Source organism: Mycobacterium sp. NPDC003449 (assembly GCF_053588415.1).
In genome coordinates this window covers 1-23,729 of record NZ_JBSFPX010000046.1, presented here as the reverse complement: position 1 = coordinate 23,729, position 23,729 = coordinate 1, and the positions used below count along the sequence as shown (strand labels likewise).

Below are 23,729 nucleotides of genomic sequence, written 5' to 3'. Positions count from 1 at the left end.
GGCCGGCTGAGATCAGTGCATGTAGAAGCCTTGCCCGCTCTTGCGCCCCAGTCGGCCGGAAGCCGCCATTTCGCCGAGGACGGCGGGTGGGGCGGGGTTGCGCTGCGGATCGGCCTGATGCAGGACCTCGGCGATGCTGCGCAGTGTATCGATACCCATGAAATCGGCAAGCTGCAATGGCCCCAAGGGGTTTCCGACGGCGCCGCGAATCAGCGTGTCGATGTCCGACGGCGCGGCCCCGGTCTCTTCGTGCAATCTCACCGCGGCCACCACATAGGGGATGATCAGGGCGTTGACCAGGAATCCGGGGCGGTCGGGTGCTCGTACCGCGGTCTTGTTCAGCGGGCCCTCGATCAAACCGGTGAGGGCATCCAACACCCAGCCTTCGGTGCGCACGGCCGGAACCAGTTCCACCACCGGCATGGCCGGTACGGGATGGAAGACGTGCAGACCCGCGAACCGGTGCGGGGCGCACGTCGCCTCCGCCAACTCGGAGATCGGGATGGCCGATGTCGTGGTGGCGAGGATGGTGTGCTCATCCAGGTGCCGACCGGCGAGGCCGGACAGCACGTCGAGCTTGATTTTGCGATCCTCCGGTGTGGCCTCGACGATCAGGTCGGTGCGGCCCACCGAGTCCAGGACCTCGTGGCAGGCCACGTCGCGCTCGATGCCTTTGCTTTTCAGCCAGTCGCCGATGCGATCCTGCGCGGCCGTCCGCGCCTCGCCATTCGGATCGACCAGGGCGACCTCGAGTCCACCGCGCACGCAAGCCTGCGCCAGGCCGGTGCCGATCTGGCCGGCGCCGACGACGGTGACGTGGCCGACCCTCGGCGTCGCCGTCGCTGACGAGGCGGTCATCGAGCCGCACTGACGTCGGCGGCTCGATCGGCGGCCCGATCGGCGAGAAAGGCCAACTCCAGGCGCTGCAGGCCGCGCACCCCGTACAGCGGGACATGGTCGTCGCGGAAATCGGCGGACAGTCGCAGACCGCGCAACCGGCGCAGCAGCGTCTCGAGAGCCAGTTGAGTTTCCAGGCGCGCCAAGGACTGTCCGACGCACGAGTGGATTCCGCGGCCGAAGGCCAGGTGAGGGTGCTCGATCAAATTGCGGTCGAGATCGAAGGTGTCGTCATAGCGCGACTCGTCACGATTGGCCGAGCCGAACATCACCATGAGCCGCGCCCCCTGCGGAATCAGCTGGCCTTCCAGGTCGACATCGCGGGTGGCGGTCCGATAGAGGCCCTGAAGCGGGCTTTCCAGGCGAATGGCTTCCTCGATGAACGCCGGAATTCGTTGCGGATCCTCGGCGAGGGTGGTGTGCAGGCCCGGTTCGGTCACGATGAGGTGCACCGCGCTGCCGAGGAAATTCCTGGTGCTTTCGTTGCCTCCGACCAAGGTTTGGGTCAGCAGGCTCAGCAGCTCGCCGTCGGACAGTCCCACACCGTGGTCACCGGTCCAGGAGACCAGGCGGCCGAGGAAGTCCTGCTGACTGGTGCGTCGGCGGTCGTGGATCTTGTCCAGGAAGTAGGACTCGAATTCGAGCACGCTGTGCGCGGCGGCGACCAGTGCATGGTCGTCGACGTTGGCGGCCTGCGCGGCGAGGAAATTGTCCGACCAGCGCTTGAGCATGAGCAGTTCGGTCTGTGGCACATCGAGGAACAGTGCGATGACCCGCATCGGCAGCGGATAGGCGAACTGCTCGACGAATTCGACCTCACCGCTGGCGATGAAGGCGTCGATGAGCTCGTCCACGATGTCCTGGATCTGTGGCCGCAGTGCCGGCAGCGTCGACCGTAAGGCCAGGCTGGCGACCAACGCCTTGCGATGCCGGCGATGATCGGGCGGATCGGTCACCACCAGGGTGCGGGTGCGCGGATAGATCTTCGAGGTGCGCAGCACGGCCAATGCGGCCGGGCAGCCGCGGTAGGGGTTGGTTCGGGAGACCGAATCCCTGGAGCTGAAGTCGGTCGGGTTCATCAACACCTGCTCACAGGTGTCGTAGCGACTGACCAACCACAACCCGAGGTCCTCGGCGTAGCTGACCGGCTGTTCGCGGCGAAGCCGTCGATACGACGGGAACGGGTCCTGCAACGCCTGGCGGGACAGCAGGTCGACGGGCGTGTTCTCGGGGTCGAACGGGCAGTCGCGTTGCGGCATCGAGTTCCTTTCATTTCCGACCGGCTAGCCGGTCACTAATATGATCTGGAACACAGGATCCTGTCAAGGTTTGGAGCTATTTACGCAGTAAAAATCCTGATAGCTTCGGAGAGGTCGGTACATAGTTAACCGGCCAGCTGGCCGGTTTTTGACGCAAAGGGAGGACCATGCGGATCGAAATCGACGACGACCTGTGCGAGTTTCACGGTCAGTGCGCCGCGGTGGCCCCGCAGGTGTTCGCGCTCACCGACGAGGCGGTCGAGTATCCGCATGACGTCCCACTCGACCAGGAGCCGCAGGTGCGCACCGCGGTCAAGGTGTGCCCGCAACTGGCCATCCACGTCACGGAGAGTTGAGCCGCGTGCGCCGAATCGTCATCGTCGGGGCGTCGGTCGCCGGACTACGAGCGGCCGAGGCCATCCGGGCCGCCGGCTGGGCGGGACATCTGGTCGTCGTGGGCCGCGAGCCGCAATTGCCGTACAGCCGGCCTCAGGTCTCGAAGCAGCTCCTTCTCGGGAAGCGCAGTGTGGCGCAGGCACGGCTGCCGCTGGGTGCGCTCGATGCCGAATGGATGCTGGGCGTTGAGGCGACGGATTGCGACCTCGATGCGGGGGCGGTCTCGCTGTCGGACGGGCGTGAGTTGGTGTTCGACGGGCTCGTCGTCGCCAGCGGGGCGCGGCCCCGTGTCCTGTCGCTGCCGGGCGCGGAGTTGGACGGTGTCGGCTATCTACGTAGCTCGCTCGATGCCGAGTGGTTGCGTTCGGCGCTTCGCCCCGGAGCTCGCCTGGTGGTCATCGGAGCCGGGTTCATCGGAGGTGAGGTGGCCTCGGCGGCGCGCAAACTCGGCTGTGAGGTGGTCCTTGTCGACCCCGCATCCGCACCGCTCGCGGCGCTTCTCGGTGCCGAGGCCGCGGCGGAACTCGCTGCGCTGCACCGCCACAACGGCGTCGACCTGCGGATGGGGCGCAATGTGGTTGCGGTGCGTGGGGTCAACCGCGTCGATGGCGTCGAACTTGACGACGGCAGCGCGGTTCCCGCCGACGCGGTGCTGATCGCGATCGGAAGCGTGCCCAACAGTGAGTGGCTGCATTCGACCGGGCTCGACATCACCGATGGGCTGCGTTGCGACGCACACTGTTTCGCGGTGGGGTGCGATGACCGGGTGGTCGCTGCGGGCGATGTGGCCCGGTGGCCCGTACCCGGATTGGCCGATGGGCTCGCGACACGGGTGGAGCATTGGGCGGTGGCCGGCGACCAGGGTGGCGCGGCGGGTAGCGCACTGGTGATGGGGCGGCAACTCAGTGCACCGTTCCGGCCGCTGCTCAGCGTCACGTCGCGCCAGCACGGCGCCACGCTGGCGATTCTGGGTCGCCCTTCGGGGGCGGAGCAGGTGGCGACGATCGTCGATGACGGTGGAGACAAACCACGGTTCGTGGCCCGATACACCGATGGCGCTGGCCGGCTGGTCGGCGCCGCGACCCTCAACGCCAACGCCAGCCTGGCCGGCCTGCGCGCGGCCCTTGCGGACGCGGACGTGGCGGGTGCGGCGTGATTTCCACGCCCATGGCAGTGTTATCAACCAGCCGCGAAGACACTGAGAGTGATCGGAGGTGACCGATGTCGATGATCATCGGACGCGATGAATCGCGACGGCCGGCGGCGGACGATCTGACCGATCTACGCCCGGCGCATCGAAGGATCCTGCTGGCCGCGGCGCGGCTCTTCCGTGAGCGGGGCGTCGCGGCGGTCACCATGCAGGACATCGGTGAAGCGGTCGGGCTGTCCAAAGCGGGCGTGTACCACCACGCGCCCAGCAAGGAAAAACTGCTCGAAGAGATCGTGTACTACGGCCATGTCGTGCTGCTGCGCTCGTTCGAACGGGCCCGCTGGTCCAGCGAATCACCGGCAGAGTGCATGCGGGTGTTCATCGAAGAGCGGATGGAAGTGATCCGCGAACACCAGGACCTGACCTCGGTCATCTGGCAGGAACGGCCGCTGATCTCGGGTCCCGCCTTCGAGCCGAGCCGGAGAATGGCCGAGGAGTACCGGGCCGGTATGCGTCTGCTGATCAAGAAAGCCCAGGACCTCGGAGAGTTTCGGCCGGACCTGGACCCGCACCTGCTCACGCTGGCGATCGACGGAATGACCGGATTCGCCTGCTTCTGGTTCCAGCAGGACGGCAGTTACACCGCGCACGAGATCGGTGAGAAGTTCTGGCGGTTTCTCGCCGACGGCTGGCTCACCAAGGGCAGCTGACTTTTCCACTTCCCAGCATCGCGTGCCACGCTGGGCTGATGGCTGCGAAACGAACCTCGCCCCGCCGCGCGGACCTCGTCCTGTCCGGTGGCGGGGTCAAGGGCATCGGGCTGGTCGGGGCGGTCGGTGCACTGACCGATGCGGGTTGTGCGCTCGGGCGGGTGTCGGGCACCTCGGCCGGCTCACTGGTCGGCGCGGTGGTGGCCGCTGCGGCGCATCGCGGGGACGTGACGAGCGGGCAGCTGCAGGAGCTCGCGTTGAGCGTGCCGTACCGGAAGTTCCGGGACGGCGGGCCGATCGAGCGCATTCCCGTGCTGGGCCCCGCATGGGGATTGTTGCGCGAGACCGGCATCTATCGTGGCGATTTCGCCCACCAGTGGATCCGAGCGGAGCTGAAGAACCTGGGTGTCAGCACCTTTGGCGATCTGGCCATCGACGACGACCATCTGCTGGCCGAGCGCCGCTACCGGCTGGCGGTCACGGTCACCGATCTGACCACCGGGCAGCTGGTGCGGCTGCCGTGGGATTACCGACGGGTCTATGGGCTGGACCCCGATGAGCAGTCGGTGGCCGATGCGGTGCGGGCATCGATGGCGATCCCGTTTCTGTTCCAACCGGTCACGCTCAAAGACGCCGCCGGTCAGGACTGCACCCTCGTCGATGGCGGGGTGTTGTCGAATTTCCCGATCGACTCGTTCGACCGGCCCGACGGTAAGGAGCCGCGGTGGCCGACCTTCGGGGTGACGGTGGTGCCCTATCTGCCCGCGCCGTCGGCCGAACAGCTCATCCCCGGGCTCGGGGCCCTGCACTGGGGTGGGCCGTCGCTGCTGGAGAGCCTGATCTCCACCATGTTGGTCGGTCACGACCAGGCCCACCTCAGCCTGCCGTGGGTGAAAGCGCGTGCGATTCAGGTGGATTCGACCGATATCGGGGTGCTCGACTTCGACATCACCCGCGAGCAGGCCGAAGCGCTGTACGGCAAGGGGTATTCGGCGACCACCGAATTCCTGTCCGGCTGGGATTGGCCAGCGTATCTGGAACGGTTTCGGAAGGCTCATCAGGTGGAGCGTTGAGATTGCGCCCACGGTCGTGATCCGACGCCAAGCACAGCCCTGAGCGCAATCTCAACGTTCCCCCCGGTGGGGTTTCGGCTCGGCTGGTTGCGTCGCTCAGTTGAATGCAGTGGTTCCGGGCACGGCGTGAGTCGTGCTGATGAGCTTGGCGTAGCAATGGTCTCGATCGAACCCCTCGGCGGCGCACCACGCCAACGCGCCGCCGGCATTGTCGTACGCGATGGGTGCGATGGTGACCCAGAAATTCGGCGCGTCGAATGTCGACCAGTCGCCGGACCACAACAACTTGGCTCCATACTGCTGGCGCAGTCGCAGATGCTCTTGCAAGGTGCGGGTGTCGTCCCACGCGACACCCTCATCGACGACGCCTGGCCGTTTGGAGCTCAACTGCGGCACCCAGCGGCCCTCCGCTTCGGAGATCAGGACGGGGCGGTCCGCGTTGACGATCTGGCGCAGCTGCTGAACGCTCGTGGGTTCGGGATCTCGGGCCGTGGTCGTGTAGTTCGGCGTCGACGGCTGCGCAGGGGGTGCCGGCACCGTCTTGTAGACCGTGGGCCCTGCGACGGTCACGCTCGGTGGCGACGGCGCTGCAACCGTCGTTGCCCCCACTGGTGTGGAGTCACTGGTCGGAACAGAGTTTTTCGAGACGAGGAGCCCGATCATCACACCCACCGCCCCGAGCAACAGAGCCGCCACGATCCCGACCACGGTCAGCGGGACCGCCGATTGTCGGCCGCGGGTGTCCGTGCCCTGGGAATCCATTGGTGCGGTGGAGCCGGCGAAGTAGTCCTGAGGTGCCGCGTTGCGGTAGGCCGGTGAAACATACGGCGCTGCCATCGTATTCGCAGCGGCCGCGCGGGCCTCTTCACTCGTTGTCAGCGCACGTTGGGCAGCTCGACCGAACGCGCCGGCACTTCCGTAACGGTCGTCAGGTTCTTTCGCCATGCCTCGTGCGATGACCTCATCCATGGCCACGGGGACGGGTGTGTCGCCCTTGCTGGGACGAGGCGGTGGAGCGGAGAGGTGCGCGGCGATGACCTGTTCGTAGCTGTGGGTTGGGAAGGGGGTGTCTCCGGTCAGCGCCTCGTACAGCACACAGGCCAGCGAGTAGATGTCGGAGGCCGGTGAGCACGGTTCGTCCCCGAACCGCTCGGGCGCCATATAACCGAGCGAGCCGACCTGCATACCCGCCTGTGTCAGGCTCGTGTCGCCTTGAGCCTGGGCGATGCCGAAATCCAACAGGTAGGCGAAGTCCGCTGAGGTGACGATGATGTTCTGCGGCTTGACGTCGCGGTGGATCAAACCGCCCGCATGGGCGGCGTCAAGTGCGGCTGCGATCTGCTCGACGATCAATACGGCGCGGTGCGGTTCGAGCGGGCCGGTCCTGAGAAGGTCGTGCAGCGTCTGCCCGGGAACCAGGCGCATGTCGATGTAGAGGCTCCCGTCGATCTCGCCCCAGTCGTGAATCGGCACGACATGAGGTTCCTGCAGAATCGCTGCCGCCCGGGACTCACGGAGAAACCGGGTCCTGAACCGCTCGTCCTGTGCGTACTGGTCGCGCAGAATCTTCAACGCGACGGTTCTACCTTTATCTCCGTCATCGGCGGCATAGACCTCGCCCATTCCGCCGCTACCGAGCAGCGCCGTGAGCTTGTACTTGCCAAAGCTGGTGCCGATGCGTGAGTCGCTTGCAAGCACCTTGGTCTCCTCGTCTCGGGATCCCGTTTGGTTTCGTTGATTGTGGTTGCTGTCCCTGCACCGTTCGATCTGCGCACACCACTGATGGGCAGGTGATGGCGCAGGGAACAGTAACCCCTCAGATTTGCCAGCTTAGAGCACGGACGGCCGCCAAATGAGCCGAATCGTTGCCGAAAGACTGGACGTCGGAGCCGACCACGGGGCGGCTGATGTTCCGCTAACTCAGCGCCACGGTGGCCCCGCCGGAGAACATTGAGTCGTGCAGTTCAATGCCGGCGGGCACCGCCCCCTGCGGCATGTCGTAGACCAGCTTGACGTCGACCGTGTTGCCGGGATTAATGTTGTCCCACACCGGAATGTCGGAGCTGCCCAGCGCGATCTGCGCGGATGCATCGCTTTCGAAGCTGCGCCCCTCGGTGTCGAACACCTTCTGGTTTGACGGGCTGAAACCCTGCGCCTCGTCACCGATGTTCCGCACGCTCAGCGTCACGATGACGAATTGCCCCTGAGCCTTCTGGTTCAGGAACGGGTTGTCACCCACCTCGGCCAGGCCGGGCTGGACCGACTTGACCACGAACTCGAACTTGCCGTCGCGCACCGGACTGTTCAGCGTCGCCGATGCGGGTTCCTGCGGCTGATCGGTGGGGGCTGGTGCGGCTGCAGCGATGTGCGATGGGCTGGCCTGCTCTTTCTTGTCGCCACCGGAGAAGGCGGACACCGCGATCAGAAGGGCGATGGCACCGCCGATGATCAACGGCCACTTGCGCTTCTTGGCGGGCGGCGGTGGCGGGTACTGACCGTACTGATTGGGCTGCGGTTGATAGGGACTGCTCATGGCGATCGTTCCTTATGTGACGGTGCCGGGCACTGATGCCTGGCGAACAGGGGAACGTATCCCCGGGCACCGACAAGTCCGGGACGAGCCCCGACGATGTCGTGCGCCTGGTGCGGCTGTGCGGTCTGGACCTTGAACTGGCCGTGGTGCCGCGGGATGACAGCGATATGGCACAGGCCTGGTGAGGCTCGCCTCGGCGTTGCGCGACGTCATCGTCGGCGAGTAGGCGGTGGAGTGCGTAGGGCCAGGCGACTGCCTACTCTGTCGGCATGTTGACCGAACTGATCGCGCTTCCCGGCGGGGCCTACCCGATGGGCTCACCGGATTTCTATCCCGAGGAGTCGCCGGTGCATGAGGTGACGGTCGCGCCGTTCTCCATCGAGCAGCATCCGGTCACCAACGCCCAGTTCGCCGAATTCGTCGCCGACACCGCATACGTCACGGTCGCCGAGCGGTCCCTCGACCCCGAGCTGTTTCCGGGTGTCCCGGCCGACGAGCTGGTACCTGGTGGCCTGGTCTTCCAGCCCACCGACGGCCCGGTGAACCTGGGGGACTGGCGGCAGTGGTGGACATGGATCCCCGGGGCGTGCTGGAAACATCCGTACGGGCCCGGATCGTCGGTCGACGACCGGCCCGATCATCCGGTGGTCCAGACCGCCTATCCGGACGCGGCCGCCTACGCGAAGTGGGCGGGGCGCCGACTACCCACCGAGGAACAGTGGGAGTACGCCGCGCGGGCCGGCGCCACGTCGGTGTACGCGTGGGGTGACGACGTGCGCCCGGGCGGCGAACTGATGGCCAACACCTGGCAGGGCAAGTTCCCGTACCGCAACGACGGGGCGCTGGGCTGGGTCGGGACGTCACCGGTCGGCACGTTCCCGCCCAACGGTTTCGGGCTGGCCGACATGATCGGCAATGTGTGGGAGTGGACGACGACGCGCTACGCACCCCGGCACCAGACGGGTCCCGAGCAGTCCGGATGCTGCCCCGCGCCGGCCGGTGACCCGTCGGTGATGCAGACCCTCAAGGGCGGCTCGCACCTGTGCGCGCCCGAGTACTGCCACCGCTACCGGCCCGCGGCGCGTTCGTCGCAGTCGCAGGACAGCGCCACCACGCACATCGGTTTCCGCTGCGTCGCGGACTGACGACGGGTGGCGGAAGGGCTGGGTAAACGCCGTGCCGTAGCCGCTGGCCTAGGGCTTTACCAAGTAACAGGTGGCGTAACAATCGCCGTATCGCCACCCGGCCGCAGCGGTGGCACAGTGAGGTCATGACCCGCCGCCCGCACATCCCACCGAAGGACTTTCCCCGTCCTGCGACCAGGGACTACGCCGGCACTCGGGCCGACGCCGCCCGGTGGGCCCGCGATGTGCTGCGCGGTCAGATCCTCGACGGGGTCTACGGCGGGCTGGCGGCGGCCCGCCCGATGCTGCCTCCGGAGAACGAGCTCGCGGCCGAGTTCGGGGTGAGCCGCAACGCCATCCGCGAAGCGCTGGAGCTGCTGCGTGGGGAAGGGCTGATCACCCGGGTGCAGGGCGCGGGGACATTCGTCACGGGCGCCAAGCTCAGCCAGCGCATCGACCGCCTCGAAGGTCTTGCCGAATCGCTGGCGGGTCACCAACTGCCGGTCGAGAACTCGGTGTTGTCGGTGCGGGAGTCGGTCGCCTCGCCGTTCGTCGCCGCGAAGCTCCGGCTGCCCGAGAACGCCCCGATCCTGTTCATCGAACGGCTGCGGTCGGTTGGCGGGGTGCCGTTGTCGCTGGACACCACGTCGCTGCGGATCGGGGCGATCCCGGTCGACGCCAATCTCGACCGTCAGGACGTGTTCGCCCTGATCGAGCGGGAACTCGGGATGCGACTGGGTTGGGCCGAGATGACCGTGGAATCGGTGGCGGTGGACGCCAATACCGCCGAACTGCTCGAAATCCGCACCGGTGCACCACTATTGCTGCTGCACCGGTTGAGCTATCTCGAAGACGGCACGCCATTCGACTTCGAGACCGTCCGATACCGCGGCGACCGGTGCTCATTGATGACCACCGCCGCGCGCGAACCCGACCAGCCGTCACCGTAGCCGGCTCGCTTACCCCTTTTTCACCCCTGTATACAGAGAGGTAGTTTCGCCATGCCCGAAAAACCCAACATCGTCTATTTCCACGTCGACAACCTGGGAATGGGTGAGCTCGGCTGCTACGGCGGCGGCATCCTGCGCGGCGCCGACACGGCCCGGATGGACGCCTTCGCGGCCCAGTCGCTCAAGCTGTCGCACTTCGTGGTCGAACCGCAGTGCACGCCGACCCGCTCGGCGCTGATGACCGGCCGTTACCCGATCCGGTCCGGCAATCACACCATCGCGCTGGGTGGAAACGGCGGCGGCATCGTCGCCTGGGAACGCACCATGGGCGACATCCTGTCCGAGGCCGGTTACGCCACAGCGTGTTTCGGAAAGTGGCACATCGGCGCCGAGGACGGCCGGTGGCCCACCGATCACGGATTCGACGAATGGTACGGTCCGGCCCGCACCTACGACGAGTGCCTGTGGCCCGATGACCCCTGGTACAAAGCCGAGCGCGACGGCTACTCCTACATGTACGACGGCACCAAGGCCGACGGCGTCAAGGCCACCGATCAGCAGCTCACGGTCAAGCTCAAGGGCGAGGTCGATGGCGAATACGACCGCCGCGCCAAAGCGTTCATGAAGCGCAGCGTCGACGATGGAAAGCCCTTCTACCTGTACCACAACCACTCCCTGATGCACTTCCCGATGGAGGTCCGTGAGGAGTTCAAGGGCAAGAGCACCAATGGAAACTGGGGTGATTCGCTGCTGATGCTGGATCACGATTTCGGCAGCATCCTGGACTACCTGACCGAGCTGGGAATCGACGACAACACCATCGTCATCATGGCCGGCGACAACGGCGCTGAGGACCATCTTGCCGGACGCGGCACCGCGGGATTCTTCGACGGGTCCTACTTCAGCTCGGCAGAGGGTGGCATCCGCACGCCGTGCCTGATCCGCTGGCCCGGCAAGGTCGTACCGCGCGAGAGCAACGAGATGGTGCACGTCACCGACATGTTCCCGACGCTGTTGCGGTGGGTCGGTTGCGACATCCCCGACGACCGGATCATCGACGGCATCGATCAACGGGAATTCTTCGCCGGCGCAGAGGAATCCAAGCGTGACGGTTGCATGGTGTGGCTCAATGAGGAACTGCACGCCGTGAAGTGGTCGCAGTTCAAGATCAACTTTAAGCGCCAGCAGCATTTCCACGACCCGGAGATTCCGCTGGGCTTCGCGCGCATCACCAATCTGCTGGAAGACCCGAAGGAACGTGAGGCGGTCAACCAGACCTGGGTGCGGTGGTGGGTGATGCAGCACGCGTACCGCTTCATCCAGGAGTTCGACGCCAGCGTCGAGACCGAGGCGTTGATCCCGGCCGGTGCGCCGATCGACTTCGTCCCAGCCCGAAACCAGTAGGAGTCACCCGTGTCCAGCTATGGCGCCGAATCGATCACGATCCTCGAAGGCCTCGACGTCGTCCGGAAACGTCCCGGCATGTACATCGGGTCGACCGGTGAGCGCGGCCTGCACCACATGGTGTGGGAGGTCGTCGACAACGGGGTCGACGAAGCCATGGCTGGGCACGCTTCCCGCGTCGACGTGACCCTGCTGCCCGACGGCGGAGTCGAGGTGCGCGACGACGGCCGCGGCATCCCGGTCGCCATGCACGAGACCGGGATTCCCACCGTCGACGTGGTGATGACCCAGCTGCATGCGGGTGGCAAGTTCGACGGCGAGTCCTACCAGGTGTCCGGCGGCCTGCACGGCGTGGGGGTGTCCGTCGTCAACGCGCTCTCGACGCGCCTGGAGGTGGTCATCCACCGCGACGGCCACGAATGGTTCCAGCACTACGACCACTCGGTGCCCGCCACCCTGACCCGCGGCGAGCCGTCGGCGCGCACCGGCACGCGAGTCCGATTCTGGTCGGATCCTGAGGTTTTCGAGACCACCGAGTACAACGTCGAGACCATCGCGCGGCGCCTGCAGGAAATGGCGTTCCTCAACAAGGGCCTGGTCCTCACCCTGACCGACCGGCGCGGTCCCGACGACGAAACCCGTACTTATCATCACCCGGGCGGCCTGATCGACTACGTCACCCACATCAACACCGTGAAAGAGCCGATCCAGCCGAGCATCATCGCGTTCGACGGGGCCGGCACGGGCCATGAGGTCGAGATCGCGATGCAGTGGAACGCCGGGTATTCGGAGTCGGTGCACACGTTCGCCAACACGATCAACACCCGCGAGGGCGGTACCCACGAGGAGGGTTTCCGGACCGCGTTGACCAGCGTGGTGAACCGCTACGCCAAGGACAAGAAGCTGCTCAAGGACAAGGACCCCAACCTCACCGGCGACGATATCCGCGAGGGCTTGGCCGCGGTGATCTCGGTGAAGCTTGCCGAGCCGCAGTTCGAGGGGCAGACCAAGACCAAGCTCGGTAATGCGGCCATCCGGTCGTTTGTGCAGAAGGTCTGCCACGAGCAGTTGACGCACTGGTTCGAGGCGAATCCCGCCGAGGCTAAGGTCATCATCACCAAGGTGGCGTCCTCGGCCCAGGCCCGCGTCGCGGCGCGTAAGGCCCGGGAGTTGGTGCGGCGCAAGAGTGCCACCGACATCGGCGGGCTGCCCGGTAAGCTCGCCGACTGCCGCTCGACCGATCCGCAGCGCTCCGAACTGTATGTGGTGGAGGGCGACTCGGCCGGTGGTTCGGCCAAGAGCGGCCGGGACTCGATGTTTCAGGCGATCCTGCCGTTGCGCGGCAAGATCATCAATGTGGAGAAAGCCCGCATCGACCGGGTGCTGAAGAACACCGAAGTCCAGGCCATCATCACCGCCCTTGGTACCGGTATTCACGACGAGTTCGATATCGCCAAGCTGCGGTATCACAAGATCGTGTTGATGGCCGATGCCGATGTGGACGGCCAGCACATCTCGACGTTGTTGTTGACCTTGTTGTTCCGATTCATGAAGCCGCTGATCGAGAACGGCCATGTGTTCCTGGCGCAGCCGCCGCTGTACAAGCTCAAGTGGCAGCGCACCGATCCGGAGTTCGCCTATTCCGACCGGGAACGTGATGGTCTGCTGGAGGCGGGCCGGGCGGCCGGTAAGCGGATCAACGCCGAGGACGGGATCCAGCGTTACAAGGGTCTTGGCGAGATGGATGCCAAGGAACTGTGGGAGACCACGATGGATCCGACGGTGCGGGTGCTGCGTCAGATCACCCTCGATGACGCTGCCGCGGCTGATGAACTGTTTTCCATCCTGATGGGCGAGGATGTCGAAGCCCGCCGCAGCTTCATCACCCGCAATGCCAAAGACATCCGCTTCCTCGACGTGTGATGCCTTTCGGAACGCTGTGACGACCGTGCAGGTTTCTCGCGCAGAACCGCGCGATCGCGTAAAGAGCCTGCACGCTCGTCACAGTCCCCGACCTGTGTATAAACCCCGGCATGCCCGCCAGAATTGTCGGTGGGCACGTCGATGCTGGCGCCATGAACCTGCGGATGCCGTTCCTCGGCAGCGAGGCGATACGAGCCGGGCTGCTCACCGTCCGCGAGCTCGCATCGGAGTATCGCAACGTGTACCGCAATGTGTACCTGGACAATGAGGTGGCGCTGACACCCCTGTTGCGTGCCCGGGCGGCCTGGCTGTTCGCCGGTCCGGACGCGGTGCTCAGCGGATTATCGGCCGCCGCGGTGCACGGCACCGAATGGTTGGATGTCAACGCGCCGGCCGAGGTCGTACGCGCCAATCGTCACGCACCGGCCGGGCTACGGGCGCATTCGTATGCGCTTGCCCCGGGAGATATCTGCGTGCGCGACGGGATGCGGGTCACCACCGAGGCGCGGACGGCATTCGACCTGGGACGATTGGTGCCGTACGCCCGAGCGGTACCGATGTTGGATGCGTTGATGAACAAAACCGGGCTAGACCCGGCGCAGGTGTGGCCGCTGATCGAGGCGAATGGAGGGACTCGCGGTGTGTACCGATCGGCTACAGCACTGGTCGCGTCCGACGGCGGCGCCGCATCGCCGCTGGAGACGCAAACCCGGCTTGCCCTGGGCGGCATCGGGATACCGGGACTTGAAACCGACATCCCGTTCTACGACCAGTGGGGTTTGGTTTGGGCGCGGGCGGCCATGGGGTGGCGCCGATGGAAGCTGGCCGTCGAGTGTGACGATGAACGGGAGTACCCGGGTTGTCGAATGTGGGTGCATGCGCAGACGGCCGAACTCGAATCCCGGGGTTGGACGGTGGTGTGGGTGACGAGATCGATGGCATCCCACCCGGCGAGCCTCAGGGCGCGGGTGCGAAAGAAGGTGTGGGCCGCCGCGCAACGGGAGCGTTCAGAAACCGAGAGGAAGCATTAGGTAGGTCACCACCAGCCCGCCCTCGATGATGACGGCGATGCCGACGGCCGGCAGGTAACGCCTGCCTGCCGCCGCGCTGTACCGCGGTTGCGCCAGCAGTTGACGGCGCCGCAGCGCCCCGACTGCGTAGACGCCGACGCCGAGTACCGCCGCCGCGGCCACGACGCTGAGCCGCACCGCATCGAAATGGCCGTTTCGCAGCAGCACCAGCACGCCGGACGCGGCGATCGCCAGGGCGGTGCGGGTCCAGGCCAGGGCGGTGCGTTCGGCCTGCAGGCCGCGGTCCTGCTCGATCGCCTCGCGGGTCATCGGACCGTCGCCGCGACGGCCAACCCCACCGTCACCAGCCCCATCATGGACAGGCCGGCGGCCAGGTAGGTGGGCATCGTCGCACGGGGCAGCGGCTGGTCACGGCGCATGGCACGGTCCACCTGGGCCCACCGGAGCAGCCCGGCGACCGCGGTCAGGATCGCCATCGTGCCGATCAGCACACCCAGTATGTGGCGTAGACCGGGAACTGTCAGTTCGGGCATGAACTGCACCACCGCGACCGCTGCCGCCAGCAGCCCCAGCGAGGTGCGCTGCCAGGCCAGGAACGTGCGCTCGTTGGCGAGCGTGAACCGATAGTCGGGCTCGATCTGGGTTTCCGGGATATCCACGGCTGCAAGCCTTTCCGATGCATCTGCCTAGTGCCAGGGCGGAATTGGTGGCGTAACCCGGTCGTCGTAACCGTGCGGATGGCGTAACCACCGCGCAACCTCAGATGACAGTGAGGTAACAGAAGCCGTCGACCCTAGTGGGCATGGACGACGTGCAACATCTCCGACCCAGCCGGTGGCGGGCCCGGTCGGCGGCCGCGCTGACCGCACTCACCGTCGGTGGTGCGCAACTCCTGACCGGCTGCGGTCTGCTGACCGAGCCGACCGTCGTCGTCAACGTCGGTTACCAGTCCAAGACCATCAACACCGTCAACGCCGGCACCCTGCTGCGGGACCGCGGCGACTTCGAGAGCGCACTGAAAGATCTGGGCGCGAGCACCGGCACCAGGTACCGGGTGGTGTGGCAGGACTTCGCCTCGGGCGCCCCATTGACCGCGCAGATGATCGCCACCCACGTCGACATCGGTTCGATGGGCGATTATCCGTTGCTCACCAACGGTTCCAAGACCCGCAAGTACGACGACGCGGTCACCGAGATGGTCGCGACCACCGGCTACAACCTGCGTGGCTCGTTGAATCAGGTGGTGGTGCCCTCGGATTCGTCCGCGCACACGCTAGCCGACCTGACCGGCAAGAAGGTGTCGACGAGTCTCGGCTCGGCCGGGGACGGCATGTTCTCGTCGGCAGTGCAGGCCGGCGGGATCGACAAGGGTGCCGTGCACATCGTCAATCAGGATCCGTCGGTGGGCGCGTCGGCCATCGACGGGCGTCAGGTCGACGCGTTGGCGCAATTCGTGCCGTGGCCGCAGCTGGTGGTGTACCGCAACCAGGGCAGGCTGCTCTACGACGGCGGCGACAACAACGTGCCCACCTTCCACGGTGTGGTGGTGCGCAAGCAGTTCGCCGACGGGAATCCCGAGGTGATGGCGGCGTTCCTGCGGGCGATGAAGGCCACCACCGACGACATCGTCGCGCATCCGCTCGCCGCGGCGCTGCGGGTCGGCGCGTTGACCGGGATCGAACCCGAGGTGATCTACCTCTACAACGGACCCAATGGACTGGTCAGCTTCGACATGACCCTCAAAGACCAGTTTCTCGGCGCATTCGCCAACGTCAAGGACTATCTGGTCGGGCGTGGCTCGGTGACACCGGATTTCGACGTTCCCGGCTTCCTCGACGACGGCTATTTGCGGCAGCTGTTCGGCGCCGACTATGACCGGCGCCGGGCCGACCTGGACAATCCGATGACGCTGACCGGTTTCGACGATGTGTGCCGATTGCCCGTCGACGAGCCGGCGCAGGCGTCGGAAGTCTGGTCGTCCGGGGCCGAGACCACCGACGTCGCGGCCACCCCGACGTGCCTGCTGCGCCGGGTGGCCGCCACACCGCAGGTGCGGGCCGCCTACGTGCCTGACACCCTGACCGGGCTGCGGATCTTCGCCGATCACGCAGTGTGGCTGCAGGATCCGTCGGCTCCACCGACCCAGCGGTACAAGCCGTTCGCCACCTCGGCGGGCGCCGACAGCTACCGGGCCGACCATCCGCACGCCCGGGCCGTCGCCTACGCCGCCGCCGTCGGGCAATCCCGCACCGCGGGCTGAACCACCCCAAAGAAAGGAAACCGCATGACCGACCTCATGACCAGGCCCACGATCGATGCATCGCAGTCGTGGTCACCGGACGATCGGTCCGGAAAGTCGATGCGCGACAGGCTCGCCGGCCTGTTGCCCGCATCCGTCGCGCGGCGGGTGCCGGCGGTATTGCTGCCGCTGATCCCGATCGTCTTGTTCCTGGTGGCCTGGCATCTGCTGACCGCCAACAACGTGGTGGCCTGGCTGCGGTTCAACCGGATGCCGGCCCCGGAGGCCGTGCTGCAGACTCTGCTGGCCCGGGTCGGCAGCGGCGGCTACTACGAGGATCTGCTGGCCAGCCTGCAGCGGATCCTGCTGGGTTTCGGCCTGGCCGCGGTGGTCGGCATCGGCTTGGGTGTGCTGGTAGGGCGCTCGGAGATCGCCCGGATGACGTTGCGGCCGTTCATCGAACTGGTCCGGCCGATCCCTGCGATCGCGCTGGTGCCGTTGACGATTCTGCTGTTCCCGTCCAGTGAGCAGGGAATCGTGTTCATCACGTTTTTCGCGGCGTTCTTCCCGGTGGTGGTCAGCACGATCCATGCCATGGATTCGATGCCGAAGGTGTGGGAGGAGGCCGCCCAGACCATGGGTGCGGGCCGAATGTCGTTATTGTTCCACGTGATCATCCCGGGTGCACTGCCCGGCATCTTCGCCGGGCTGTCGGTCGCGATGGGTGTCGCGTGGATCTGTGTGGTGAGTGCCGAGATGATCTCGGGCCAGTTCGGCATCGGGTACTACACCTGGCAGGCCTACGGGCTGCTCGATTATGCGGGCGTCGTCGTCGGGATGATCTCGATCGGCGCGCTCGGGCTGGGCACCGCATGGCTGGTCGAGCGGGTCGGACGGCGGGTCAACCGCTGGCTGCCGAGGGCGTCGCGATGAGCACCGGCGCCGTCAGTCTCCAGCAGCTGCAACTCGGCTTCAACGGCGTTGTCGCGGCCAATATCACGCTGACCATTGAGCCAGGCGAGGTCGTGGTGTTCCTCGGCCCGTCGGGCTGCGGCAAATCGACCATCCTGCGGGCCCTGGCCGGTCTGCTCACACCGATGGGCGGCACCGCGACCGTGGACGGGGCGGCGGTCACCGGCAACGTTGCGCAGTGCGCGATGGTGTTCCAGGAGGACGCGCTGTTCCCGTGGCGCAGCGCACTCAAGAACGTGCAGTTCCCGCTCAAACTTCGGGGCTTGCGCGGTAAGGGACTCAAGGCCGCCGCCACCGCCCGCCTCGAGCAGGTCGGCCTCGGCGCCTACCTGGACCACCTGCCCAGCGAGCTGTCGGGTGGGATGCGCCAGCGGGTGCAGCTGGCCCGCACCCTGGCCTGTGAGCCGCACGTGATGTTGATGGACGAACCGTTCGGCGCGCTGGATGCGCAGACCCGCCTGGAGATGCAGCAGTTGCTGATGTCGGTGTGGGAGACCCAGCAGATGACGCTGCTGTTCGTCACCCACGATGTCGACGAGGCGTTGCTGCTGGCCGACCGGATTGTGCTGTTGAGCCACCGGCCCGCCACTGTCGCCGACGTTATCACGATCGAGAAACCCCGCACGCCCGACGCGCAGTTCGAGGAGTCCTACCAGCGCCGCAGGCGCGCCATTCTGGATTTCCTCGGGCACCGTCCGGCCGCGTAGCTGTTGTCCTGTTGGTCAAGGAGTTTCGATGAGTGTGCTGCGCACGGAGGTGCTGGCCGGTCTGGTCGTCGCGCTGGCGCTGATCCCGGAGGCCATCGCGTTCTCGGTGATCGCCGGGGTGGATCCGCGGGTTGGCCTGTTCTCGACGGTGACCATGGCGATCACCATCGCGTTCACCGGGGGGCGGCCGGCGATGATCTCGGCCGCGACCGCGGCGGTGGCGCTGGTGGTCGCGCCGGTGTCGCGGGAATTCGGGGTGGGTTACCTGGTCGCGACGATCCTGCTGGCCGGGGTGTTCCAGCTGTTGTTGGGCGTGTTCGGGGTGGCCAGGCTCATGCGGTTCATCCCGCGCAGCGTGATGGTCGGCTTCGTCAACGCGCTGGCCATCCTGGTCTTGGTGTCGCAGCTGCGGCATCTGGTCGACGTGCCGTGGCTGGTGTATCCGCTGACCGCGGTGGGCATTGCCGTGATGTTTCTGCTGCCCAGGGTGACCACCGCGGTGCCCGCTCCGCTGGTGGTGGTGTTGGTGCTGACGCTCGCCGTCGTGCTGTTCGGCTGGAATGTGCCCGACGTGGCAGATCAGGGAGCACTGCCGGATTCGTTGCCGGTGCCCGGGTTTCCGCACGTCCCGCTGACCCTGCACACGCTGCAGGTGATCGCGCCGTATGCGTTGGGTGCGGCCTTGGTCGGGCTGCTGGAATCGTTGATGACGGCCAAACTCGTCGACGACATCACCGACACCCGGTCGAACAAGACCCGCGAGGCGTGCGGACAGGGAGCGGCCAATGTGGTGACCGCGTTGTTCGGCGGCATGGGTGGGTGCGCGGTGGTGGGCCAGACCATGATGAACGTCAAGGTCGCCGGCGCCCGGACCCGGCTGTCCACGCTGTTGACCGGGGTGTTCGTGCTGATCCTGGTGGTTTCGCTGGGGGATCTGGTCGGGCGGATCCCGATGGCCGCGCTGGTCGCGGTGATGATCGTAGTGTCGTTCGCGACGTTCGACTGGCACAGTGTGGCGCCACGAACCTTGAAAGTGTTGCCGCGCAGTGAAACCCTGATCATGGTGATCACCGTCATCGCGACGGTGGCGACCGGGAACCTGGCCATCGGGGTGTCGCTGGGTGTGCTGGCCGCGATGGTGGCGTTCGCCCGCCGCGTCGCGCATTTCACGTCGGTGTCGGCGTCATCCGGACCGGACGGGACGCGGACCTACCGGGTGCGCGGTGACCTGTTCTTCGTGTCGAGCAACGACCTGGTGCACCAGTTCGACTACGCCGACGACCCTTCCGGGGTGGTGATCGACATGTCGGGGGCGTCGGTGTGGGATGCGTCGTCGGTCGCCAGCCTCGATGCGATCCGGTTGAAGTACTCGGCGCGGGGAAAGGCGGTGTCCTTTACCGGGCTCGACGGTGCGAGCCTGGATCGGTTGAACCGGTTGTCGGGACGGCTGGGGGTGTGAGGGCTCAGCCCAGCGGTGGCAGCGGGTAGATGATCGGCGCCTGGGACGATTCCGGTGGGGCGATCGCCTTGACCTGGCCACCCTGGATCTGCACCAGCATCGGGTCGAGCGCGGTGTTGTTGTGGAAGTGGTCGCCCTCGGTGGCGAATTTGATCGGACCGTAGAAGGTCTGCAGGTCGGTGGCGGCGATCAGGTCGTTGAGCTTGCCGCGGGCGTCCTCGGACAGCGACGGCGTCTCGCCCAGCTTCTCGACGGCGGCTTGCAGCACCCGCCCGGCGGCGCTGCACCCGGCGGAGGTGTAGTCCGGCGGGGAGCCGTACTTGTCCTGGAAAGCCTTCGCGTAGTCGGCGGCCGAGCCGAACAGGTCGTCGGTGAAGGACGCGGTCGGCAGCCACACCGAGATCCCGAGCACGCCGTCGGCTTGGCGGCCAAGGGCTTTCGCGAAAGAGGCGTCGGTGATGCCGTAGTGCTCGATGATCGCTTTGGGGGTGTAGCCGGTCGCGGCCATCGCCTTGACGAAGTCGACCAGCAGGATGTCGTGGCCGCCGACCGCGACGATGTCGGGTTTCTGCGCGGCGACCACGTGCGCGACCGGTGCCAGGTCGGCGTTGGGCGGGAACAGGCTGAAATGGACGACGTTGAGTCGCGCCTGCTCGGCCCCGGCGCGGAAGCCTTGGGCGGTGTCGTCGGAGAACGGTTCGTTGGCGCCGACGACGGCCGCGGTGAGCGGTTTGGGATTGGCGGTGTCCGCGATCGACTGGATGGAGCTGGCCGCGGTGATGTCGACGGCGGGGATGACGCCGAAGGTGAAGGCGGGCTGCTTGCGCCAGACGTTGGGTGATTCCGCCGACCCGGCGATGCACGGGATCCGGTACTTGGCGCAGATCGGGTCCATCGCGAGCTGCACCCCGCTGGTGTAGGCGCCGAAGATGGCGTTCACTCCATCCTCGGTGACCAGCCGGGACGTCGCGTCGGCACCCGTGGCGGGGTCGCTCTTACAGTCCTGCACGACCAGGTCGACGTTGTATTTCTTGTCGCCGATGGTCAAGCCGCCCTTGCTGTTCACCGTGTCGGCCCACAGCTGGTATCCGCGCTGTGCGATCTGGCCGCCGGTCGCGGACTCGCCGGAGAGCTCGAGCACGGCGCCGACCTTGAAGGTGTCGGTGCTCCCGCCGCCGCCTTTGTCGCCGCCGCACGCGGCCAGCACGCTCGGGCCGGCCACCACGCCACCCGCGATGAGGCCGGCTCGGGTGAGAAAACGTCGGCGGTTGATGTTGTTGGGCATGGTGATTCCTCTCCTCAGCGGCCACCCAGATAGAGGTGCATAAGCTCACGGTCGTCGGCCACGTCGGCGGGGGTGCCGTCGAACCGGTTGTGCCCGGCCACCAGGACGTACAGCCGGTCGGCCACCCGCAGCGCCTCGCGGATGTTCTGCTCGATCATGATGACGCCGACCCCGCGCTGGGCGAGCTCGGCGGCGCGGACCAGGACGTCGCCGACGAGCTTGGGGGACAGGCCCGCCGACGGCTCGTCGAACAGCAGGAACCGCGGATTCAGCACGAGCGCCCGCGCGATCGACAGGATCATCTGCTCACCGCCGGACAGTTGGCCGGCCGGCACCGAGTACCGTTCGCGCAGCCGCGGAAACTCGTCGAGCAGCGCCTCGATCCGGTCGTCCAGCTGGCGGCGGGAGCGGATCGTGTAGCCGCCGATGCGCAGGTTCTCCCGCACGGACAGCTGCGGGAACACGCCGTCGCCCTGCGGCATCATCGCCAGCCCCCGGCCCAGGGTCCGATGCGACGGCAGGTGGGTGATGTCCTCGTCGTCGATGGTGACGCTGCCCGCCCACGGGTCGATCACCCCCACCATCGCCTTGAGCAGGGTGCTCTTACCGCAGCCGTTCGGGCCGAAGATGCAGGTGACCTCGCCGGTGCGGGCCGTCATCGACACCTGGTGCAGGATCTGCACATTGCCGTACCCCGCATCGAGGTCGGCGACGGTAATGTCACTCACTCGTCGGCACCCCCAGATACGCCTCCATCACGTGCGGATCGCGCGAAATCTCCTCGAAGCTGCCCTGCGCCACGATCTTTCCGGCATCCATCACGATGATCCGGTCGCAGATGTCCTGGGCGAGTTCCATATCGTGCTCGATCACCAGGAACGTGGTGCCCGCGTCCCGCAGGGTGCGGATGGCGTCGAGCATGATCTGGCGCAGCCGCGGATGGACCCCGGCGGCGACCTCGTCGAGCAGCGCGACCTTCGGTTTCTGCATCAGCACCCGGCCCATTTCGACCAGACGTTGCTGACCGCCGGAGAGGGTGTTGGCGAGGTCGTCGGCGACCGGGGTGAGTTCCAGGCGGTCCAGTACCGCGTCGGCGTCGGCGCGGGCGTTGTCCCAGTCGAACTGGACGGCCGCGGTCCAGAGATTCTCCCGCACAGTCATGTTCACGAACAGCGCGGGAATCTGGAAGGTGCGGCCGAGGCCGGCCCTGGCGATCCGGTAGGGGGCCATCCGGGTGATGTTCTTGTCGAACAGCGTGATGGCGCCGGTGTCGGGTTTCAGCGCGCCGGTGAGCAGGTTGAACAGCGTGCTCTTGCCGCTGCCGTTGGGGCCGATGATGCCGACGATCTCGGCCTGTTCGACGTCGAACGTGACGCCGTCGACGGCGTGGATACCGCCGAACGTCCGGGACAGGCCATCGACCGTGAGCACTTTCATCGCGGGACCCCCGGTCGCACGAGGTCGTCGCGGGCGCGGCCGAGCAGTTGGCGTACCAGCCGCATTCGGCGGGCCCGGCGGGCCAGGCTGATCAGTCCGTCGGGCAGGAACAGCACGACCGCCATCACCAGCGCGCCGACGACGATGATGTAGGCGGTGGTCTCGCCGTAGCTGACCCGCAGCTGCTCCTGCAGCAGGAACATCACGGTCGCGCCGAGCGCCGGGCCCCACGCGTGCCCGAGCCCGCCGACCAGCACCATCACCACCAACTGGTCGGTGATCAGGGTGTTGAGCACGCTGGCCGGGTTGATGAAGGTGATCCAGTAGGCGTTGATGCCGCCGAGGACGGCGGGGATGACGGCGCTCAGCACGAAGGCCCCTATCTTGACCAGGGTGGTGTTGATGCCCTGGGCGCGGGCGGCGATCTCGTTGTCGCGCACCGCCTTCACCCGGAAACCGAACCGGGACCGTTCGAGCAACAGATAGCACACCGCGTAGGCGATGGCCGCGGCGGCGAGCATGGTGTAGAAGAAGAAGTTGTCGTCGGCGCGGATCGGGGTGGACAGTCCGCCGGAGCCGCCGGTGAAGTCGAGGACGGTGGTGAGTTCGCGGACCGCCTCGGCCAGCGCCCAGGTCGCGATGGCGAAGTAGGCGCCTTTCAGCCGCAGTGCGGGCCAACCGACCAGTGCCGCAACGGCGCCGGCGATGACGGCCGCGACCGGCAGCGTGGCCCAGAAGTTCCAATCGTGCTGGGGTTGCATCAGGATCGCGGTGGTGTAGGCGCCGATGCCGAAGAACGCGACGTGGCCGAAGCTGATGTAGCCGGCGTACCCGCAGATCACGTTCCAGGACAGGGCGATTCCGGCCCACAGTGCGACGCCGGTAGCGACCCGGATGTAGTAGGGCGAGGTCATCATCGGCAGCAGGCACAGTGCCGCGACGACGACGGCGAGGACGCCGAGGTTGAGGAACGGATTGCCGCCCGAGGCGGGCCTGCCCCTCATGCCAGCCCCCGTCGCGAGATGCCTTGCGGGAACAGCAACAGCGCGAGGAACAACACCGCGAACACCACCAGCAGGGTGTAGTTGGCGCCGACGTAGGTGGTGACCAGCGACTGCAGGATGCCCAGGAACAGCCCGGCGACGAGGACACCGACCACCGAGCCGAGCCCGGCGAGCAC

23 protein-coding genes and 2 pseudogenes are annotated in these 23,729 nt (G+C 66.6%); 14 read left to right on the top strand and 11 right to left on the bottom strand.

Annotated features, from left to right (window positions below):
• Positions 1 to 12 precede the first annotated feature (12 nt).
• Positions 13 to 1,059: a 3-hydroxyacyl-CoA dehydrogenase family protein gene (locus tag ACWDTP_RS14525; RefSeq protein ID WP_450020777.1), complete on the bottom strand. Its 1,047-nt coding sequence runs from the start codon at positions 1,057 to 1,059 to the stop codon at positions 13 to 15.
• Positions 1,002 to 1,628: pseudogene (locus ACWDTP_RS14520) on the bottom strand (cytochrome P450); the annotation flags it as partial. The gene ACWDTP_RS14525 and the pseudogene ACWDTP_RS14520, both read right to left, overlap by 58 nt.
• Before the next feature lie 695 nt (positions 1,629 to 2,323).
• Here ACWDTP_RS14520 and ACWDTP_RS14515 point away from each other — a divergent pair.
• The 4 genes from ACWDTP_RS14515 to ACWDTP_RS14500 all read left to right on the top strand — a co-directional run bounded on the left by ACWDTP_RS14515 (position 2,324) and on the right by ACWDTP_RS14500 (position 5,485).
• Complete coding sequence (locus ACWDTP_RS14515; protein ID WP_450020775.1) at positions 2,324 to 2,512, top strand: ferredoxin; 189 nt, start codon at positions 2,324 to 2,326, stop codon at positions 2,510 to 2,512.
• A 5-nt stretch (positions 2,513 to 2,517) separates the two neighbouring features.
• A complete protein-coding gene (locus tag ACWDTP_RS14510; RefSeq protein WP_450020773.1) occupies positions 2,518 to 3,708 on the top strand; it encodes an NAD(P)/FAD-dependent oxidoreductase in 1,191 nt (396 codons plus the stop codon).
• Between the two features lie 65 nt (positions 3,709 to 3,773).
• The gene (locus tag ACWDTP_RS14505; RefSeq protein WP_450020771.1) at positions 3,774 to 4,412 is read left to right on the top strand and encodes a TetR/AcrR family transcriptional regulator; all 639 of its coding nucleotides are present in this window, start codon (positions 3,774 to 3,776) and stop codon (positions 4,410 to 4,412) included.
• Positions 4,413 to 4,450: 38 nt separating this feature from the next.
• Entirely contained in the window at positions 4,451 to 5,485 is a 1,035-nt protein-coding gene (locus tag ACWDTP_RS14500; protein ID WP_450020769.1) for a patatin-like phospholipase family protein, read from the top strand.
• A 96-nt stretch (positions 5,486 to 5,581) separates the two neighbouring features.
• Here the strand turns inward: ACWDTP_RS14500 and ACWDTP_RS14495 are convergent, their stop codons facing one another.
• Entirely contained in the window at positions 5,582 to 7,183 is a 1,602-nt protein-coding gene (locus ACWDTP_RS14495) for a serine/threonine-protein kinase (protein WP_450020767.1), read from the bottom strand.
• Between the two features lie 217 nt (positions 7,184 to 7,400).
• Positions 7,401 to 8,018: a DUF4352 domain-containing protein gene (locus tag ACWDTP_RS14490; RefSeq protein WP_450020765.1), complete on the bottom strand. Its 618-nt coding sequence runs from the start codon at positions 8,016 to 8,018 to the stop codon at positions 7,401 to 7,403.
• A 35-nt stretch (positions 8,019 to 8,053) separates the two neighbouring features.
• On the opposite strand from ACWDTP_RS14490, the gene ACWDTP_RS14485 reads away from it, so the two are divergent.
• From ACWDTP_RS14485 to ACWDTP_RS14460, 6 genes are all read left to right on the top strand, one after another.
• Positions 8,054 to 8,203 (top strand): hypothetical protein, encoded by a 150-nt coding sequence (locus tag ACWDTP_RS14485; RefSeq protein WP_450020763.1) that lies wholly within the window; start codon positions 8,054 to 8,056, stop codon positions 8,201 to 8,203.
• Positions 8,204 to 8,287: 84 nt separating this feature from the next.
• Complete coding sequence (locus ACWDTP_RS14480) at positions 8,288 to 9,163, top strand: formylglycine-generating enzyme family protein (RefSeq protein ID WP_450020761.1); 876 nt, start codon at positions 8,288 to 8,290, stop codon at positions 9,161 to 9,163.
• A 224-nt stretch (positions 9,164 to 9,387) separates the two neighbouring features.
• Positions 9,388 to 10,092, top strand: a complete 705-nt coding sequence (locus ACWDTP_RS14475; protein ID WP_450020810.1) for a GntR family transcriptional regulator — start codon at positions 9,388 to 9,390, stop codon at positions 10,090 to 10,092.
• Positions 10,093 to 10,143: 51 nt separating this feature from the next.
• Positions 10,144 to 11,496 carry an arylsulfatase gene (locus tag ACWDTP_RS14470; protein ID WP_450020759.1) on the top strand — a complete coding sequence of 451 codons (1,353 nt, stop codon included), beginning with the start codon at positions 10,144 to 10,146 and terminating at the stop codon, positions 11,494 to 11,496.
• A 9-nt stretch (positions 11,497 to 11,505) separates the two neighbouring features.
• Positions 11,506 to 13,419 (top strand): DNA topoisomerase (ATP-hydrolyzing) subunit B, encoded by a 1,914-nt coding sequence (gene gyrB, locus ACWDTP_RS14465; protein ID WP_450020757.1) that lies wholly within the window; start codon positions 11,506 to 11,508, stop codon positions 13,417 to 13,419.
• 110 nt (positions 13,420 to 13,529) lie between these two features.
• The gene (locus ACWDTP_RS14460) at positions 13,530 to 14,450 is read left to right on the top strand and encodes a hypothetical protein (protein ID WP_450020755.1); all 921 of its coding nucleotides are present in this window, start codon (positions 13,530 to 13,532) and stop codon (positions 14,448 to 14,450) included.
• Here the strand turns inward: ACWDTP_RS14460 and ACWDTP_RS14455 are convergent.
• Together ACWDTP_RS14455 and ACWDTP_RS14450 are read right to left on the bottom strand one after the other, a co-directional pair.
• Positions 14,427 to 14,759 (bottom strand): DUF202 domain-containing protein, encoded by a 333-nt coding sequence (locus tag ACWDTP_RS14455; protein ID WP_450020753.1) that lies wholly within the window; start codon positions 14,757 to 14,759, stop codon positions 14,427 to 14,429. The two genes, ACWDTP_RS14460 and ACWDTP_RS14455, sit on opposite strands and share 24 nt — an antisense overlap.
• Positions 14,756 to 15,109, bottom strand: a complete 354-nt coding sequence (locus tag ACWDTP_RS14450) for a YidH family protein (RefSeq protein ID WP_450020751.1) — start codon at positions 15,107 to 15,109, stop codon at positions 14,756 to 14,758. The genes ACWDTP_RS14455 and ACWDTP_RS14450 overlap by 4 nt, the downstream gene beginning before the upstream one ends.
• A 143-nt stretch (positions 15,110 to 15,252) precedes the next feature.
• Here ACWDTP_RS14450 and ACWDTP_RS14445 point away from each other — a divergent pair, with 143 nt between their 5' ends.
• From ACWDTP_RS14445 to ACWDTP_RS14430, 4 genes are read left to right on the top strand one after another with little or no spacing between them, the layout of a single operon-like run.
• Complete coding sequence (locus ACWDTP_RS14445) at positions 15,253 to 16,710, top strand: ABC transporter substrate-binding protein (protein ID WP_450020749.1); 1,458 nt, start codon at positions 15,253 to 15,255, stop codon at positions 16,708 to 16,710.
• Between the two features lie 24 nt (positions 16,711 to 16,734).
• Positions 16,735 to 17,622, top strand: coding sequence for an ABC transporter permease (locus ACWDTP_RS14440; RefSeq protein ID WP_450020747.1), 888 nt, complete (start codon positions 16,735 to 16,737; stop codon positions 17,620 to 17,622).
• Entirely contained in the window at positions 17,619 to 18,368 is a 750-nt protein-coding gene (locus tag ACWDTP_RS14435; protein WP_450020745.1) for an ABC transporter ATP-binding protein, read from the top strand. The genes ACWDTP_RS14440 and ACWDTP_RS14435 overlap by 4 nt, the downstream gene beginning before the upstream one ends.
• Positions 18,369 to 18,396: 28 nt before the next feature.
• A complete protein-coding gene (locus ACWDTP_RS14430; RefSeq protein WP_450020743.1) occupies positions 18,397 to 19,827 on the top strand; it encodes a SulP family inorganic anion transporter in 1,431 nt (476 codons plus the stop codon).
• A 4-nt stretch (positions 19,828 to 19,831) separates the two neighbouring features.
• Here the strand turns inward: ACWDTP_RS14430 and ACWDTP_RS14425 are convergent, their stop codons facing one another.
• From ACWDTP_RS14425 to ACWDTP_RS14405, 5 genes and pseudogenes are all read right to left on the bottom strand, one after another.
• A complete protein-coding gene (locus ACWDTP_RS14425) occupies positions 19,832 to 21,112 on the bottom strand; it encodes an amino acid ABC transporter substrate-binding protein (RefSeq protein WP_450020741.1) in 1,281 nt (426 codons plus the stop codon).
• Positions 21,113 to 21,126: 14 nt separating this feature from the next.
• On the bottom strand, positions 21,127 to 21,840 hold the full coding sequence (locus ACWDTP_RS14420) for an ABC transporter ATP-binding protein (protein WP_450020739.1): 714 nt from the start codon (positions 21,838 to 21,840) through the stop codon (positions 21,127 to 21,129).
• Entirely contained in the window at positions 21,833 to 22,549 is a 717-nt protein-coding gene (locus ACWDTP_RS14415) for an ABC transporter ATP-binding protein (protein WP_450020738.1), read from the bottom strand. The genes ACWDTP_RS14420 and ACWDTP_RS14415 overlap by 8 nt, the downstream gene beginning before the upstream one ends.
• Positions 22,546 to 23,553, bottom strand: a complete 1,008-nt coding sequence (locus tag ACWDTP_RS14410; RefSeq protein WP_450020736.1) for a branched-chain amino acid ABC transporter permease — start codon at positions 23,551 to 23,553, stop codon at positions 22,546 to 22,548. The genes ACWDTP_RS14415 and ACWDTP_RS14410 overlap by 4 nt, the downstream gene beginning before the upstream one ends.
• A pseudogene (locus tag ACWDTP_RS14405) lies at positions 23,550 to 23,729 on the bottom strand (branched-chain amino acid ABC transporter permease); the annotation flags it as partial. The pseudogene ACWDTP_RS14405 and the gene ACWDTP_RS14410, both read right to left, overlap by 4 nt.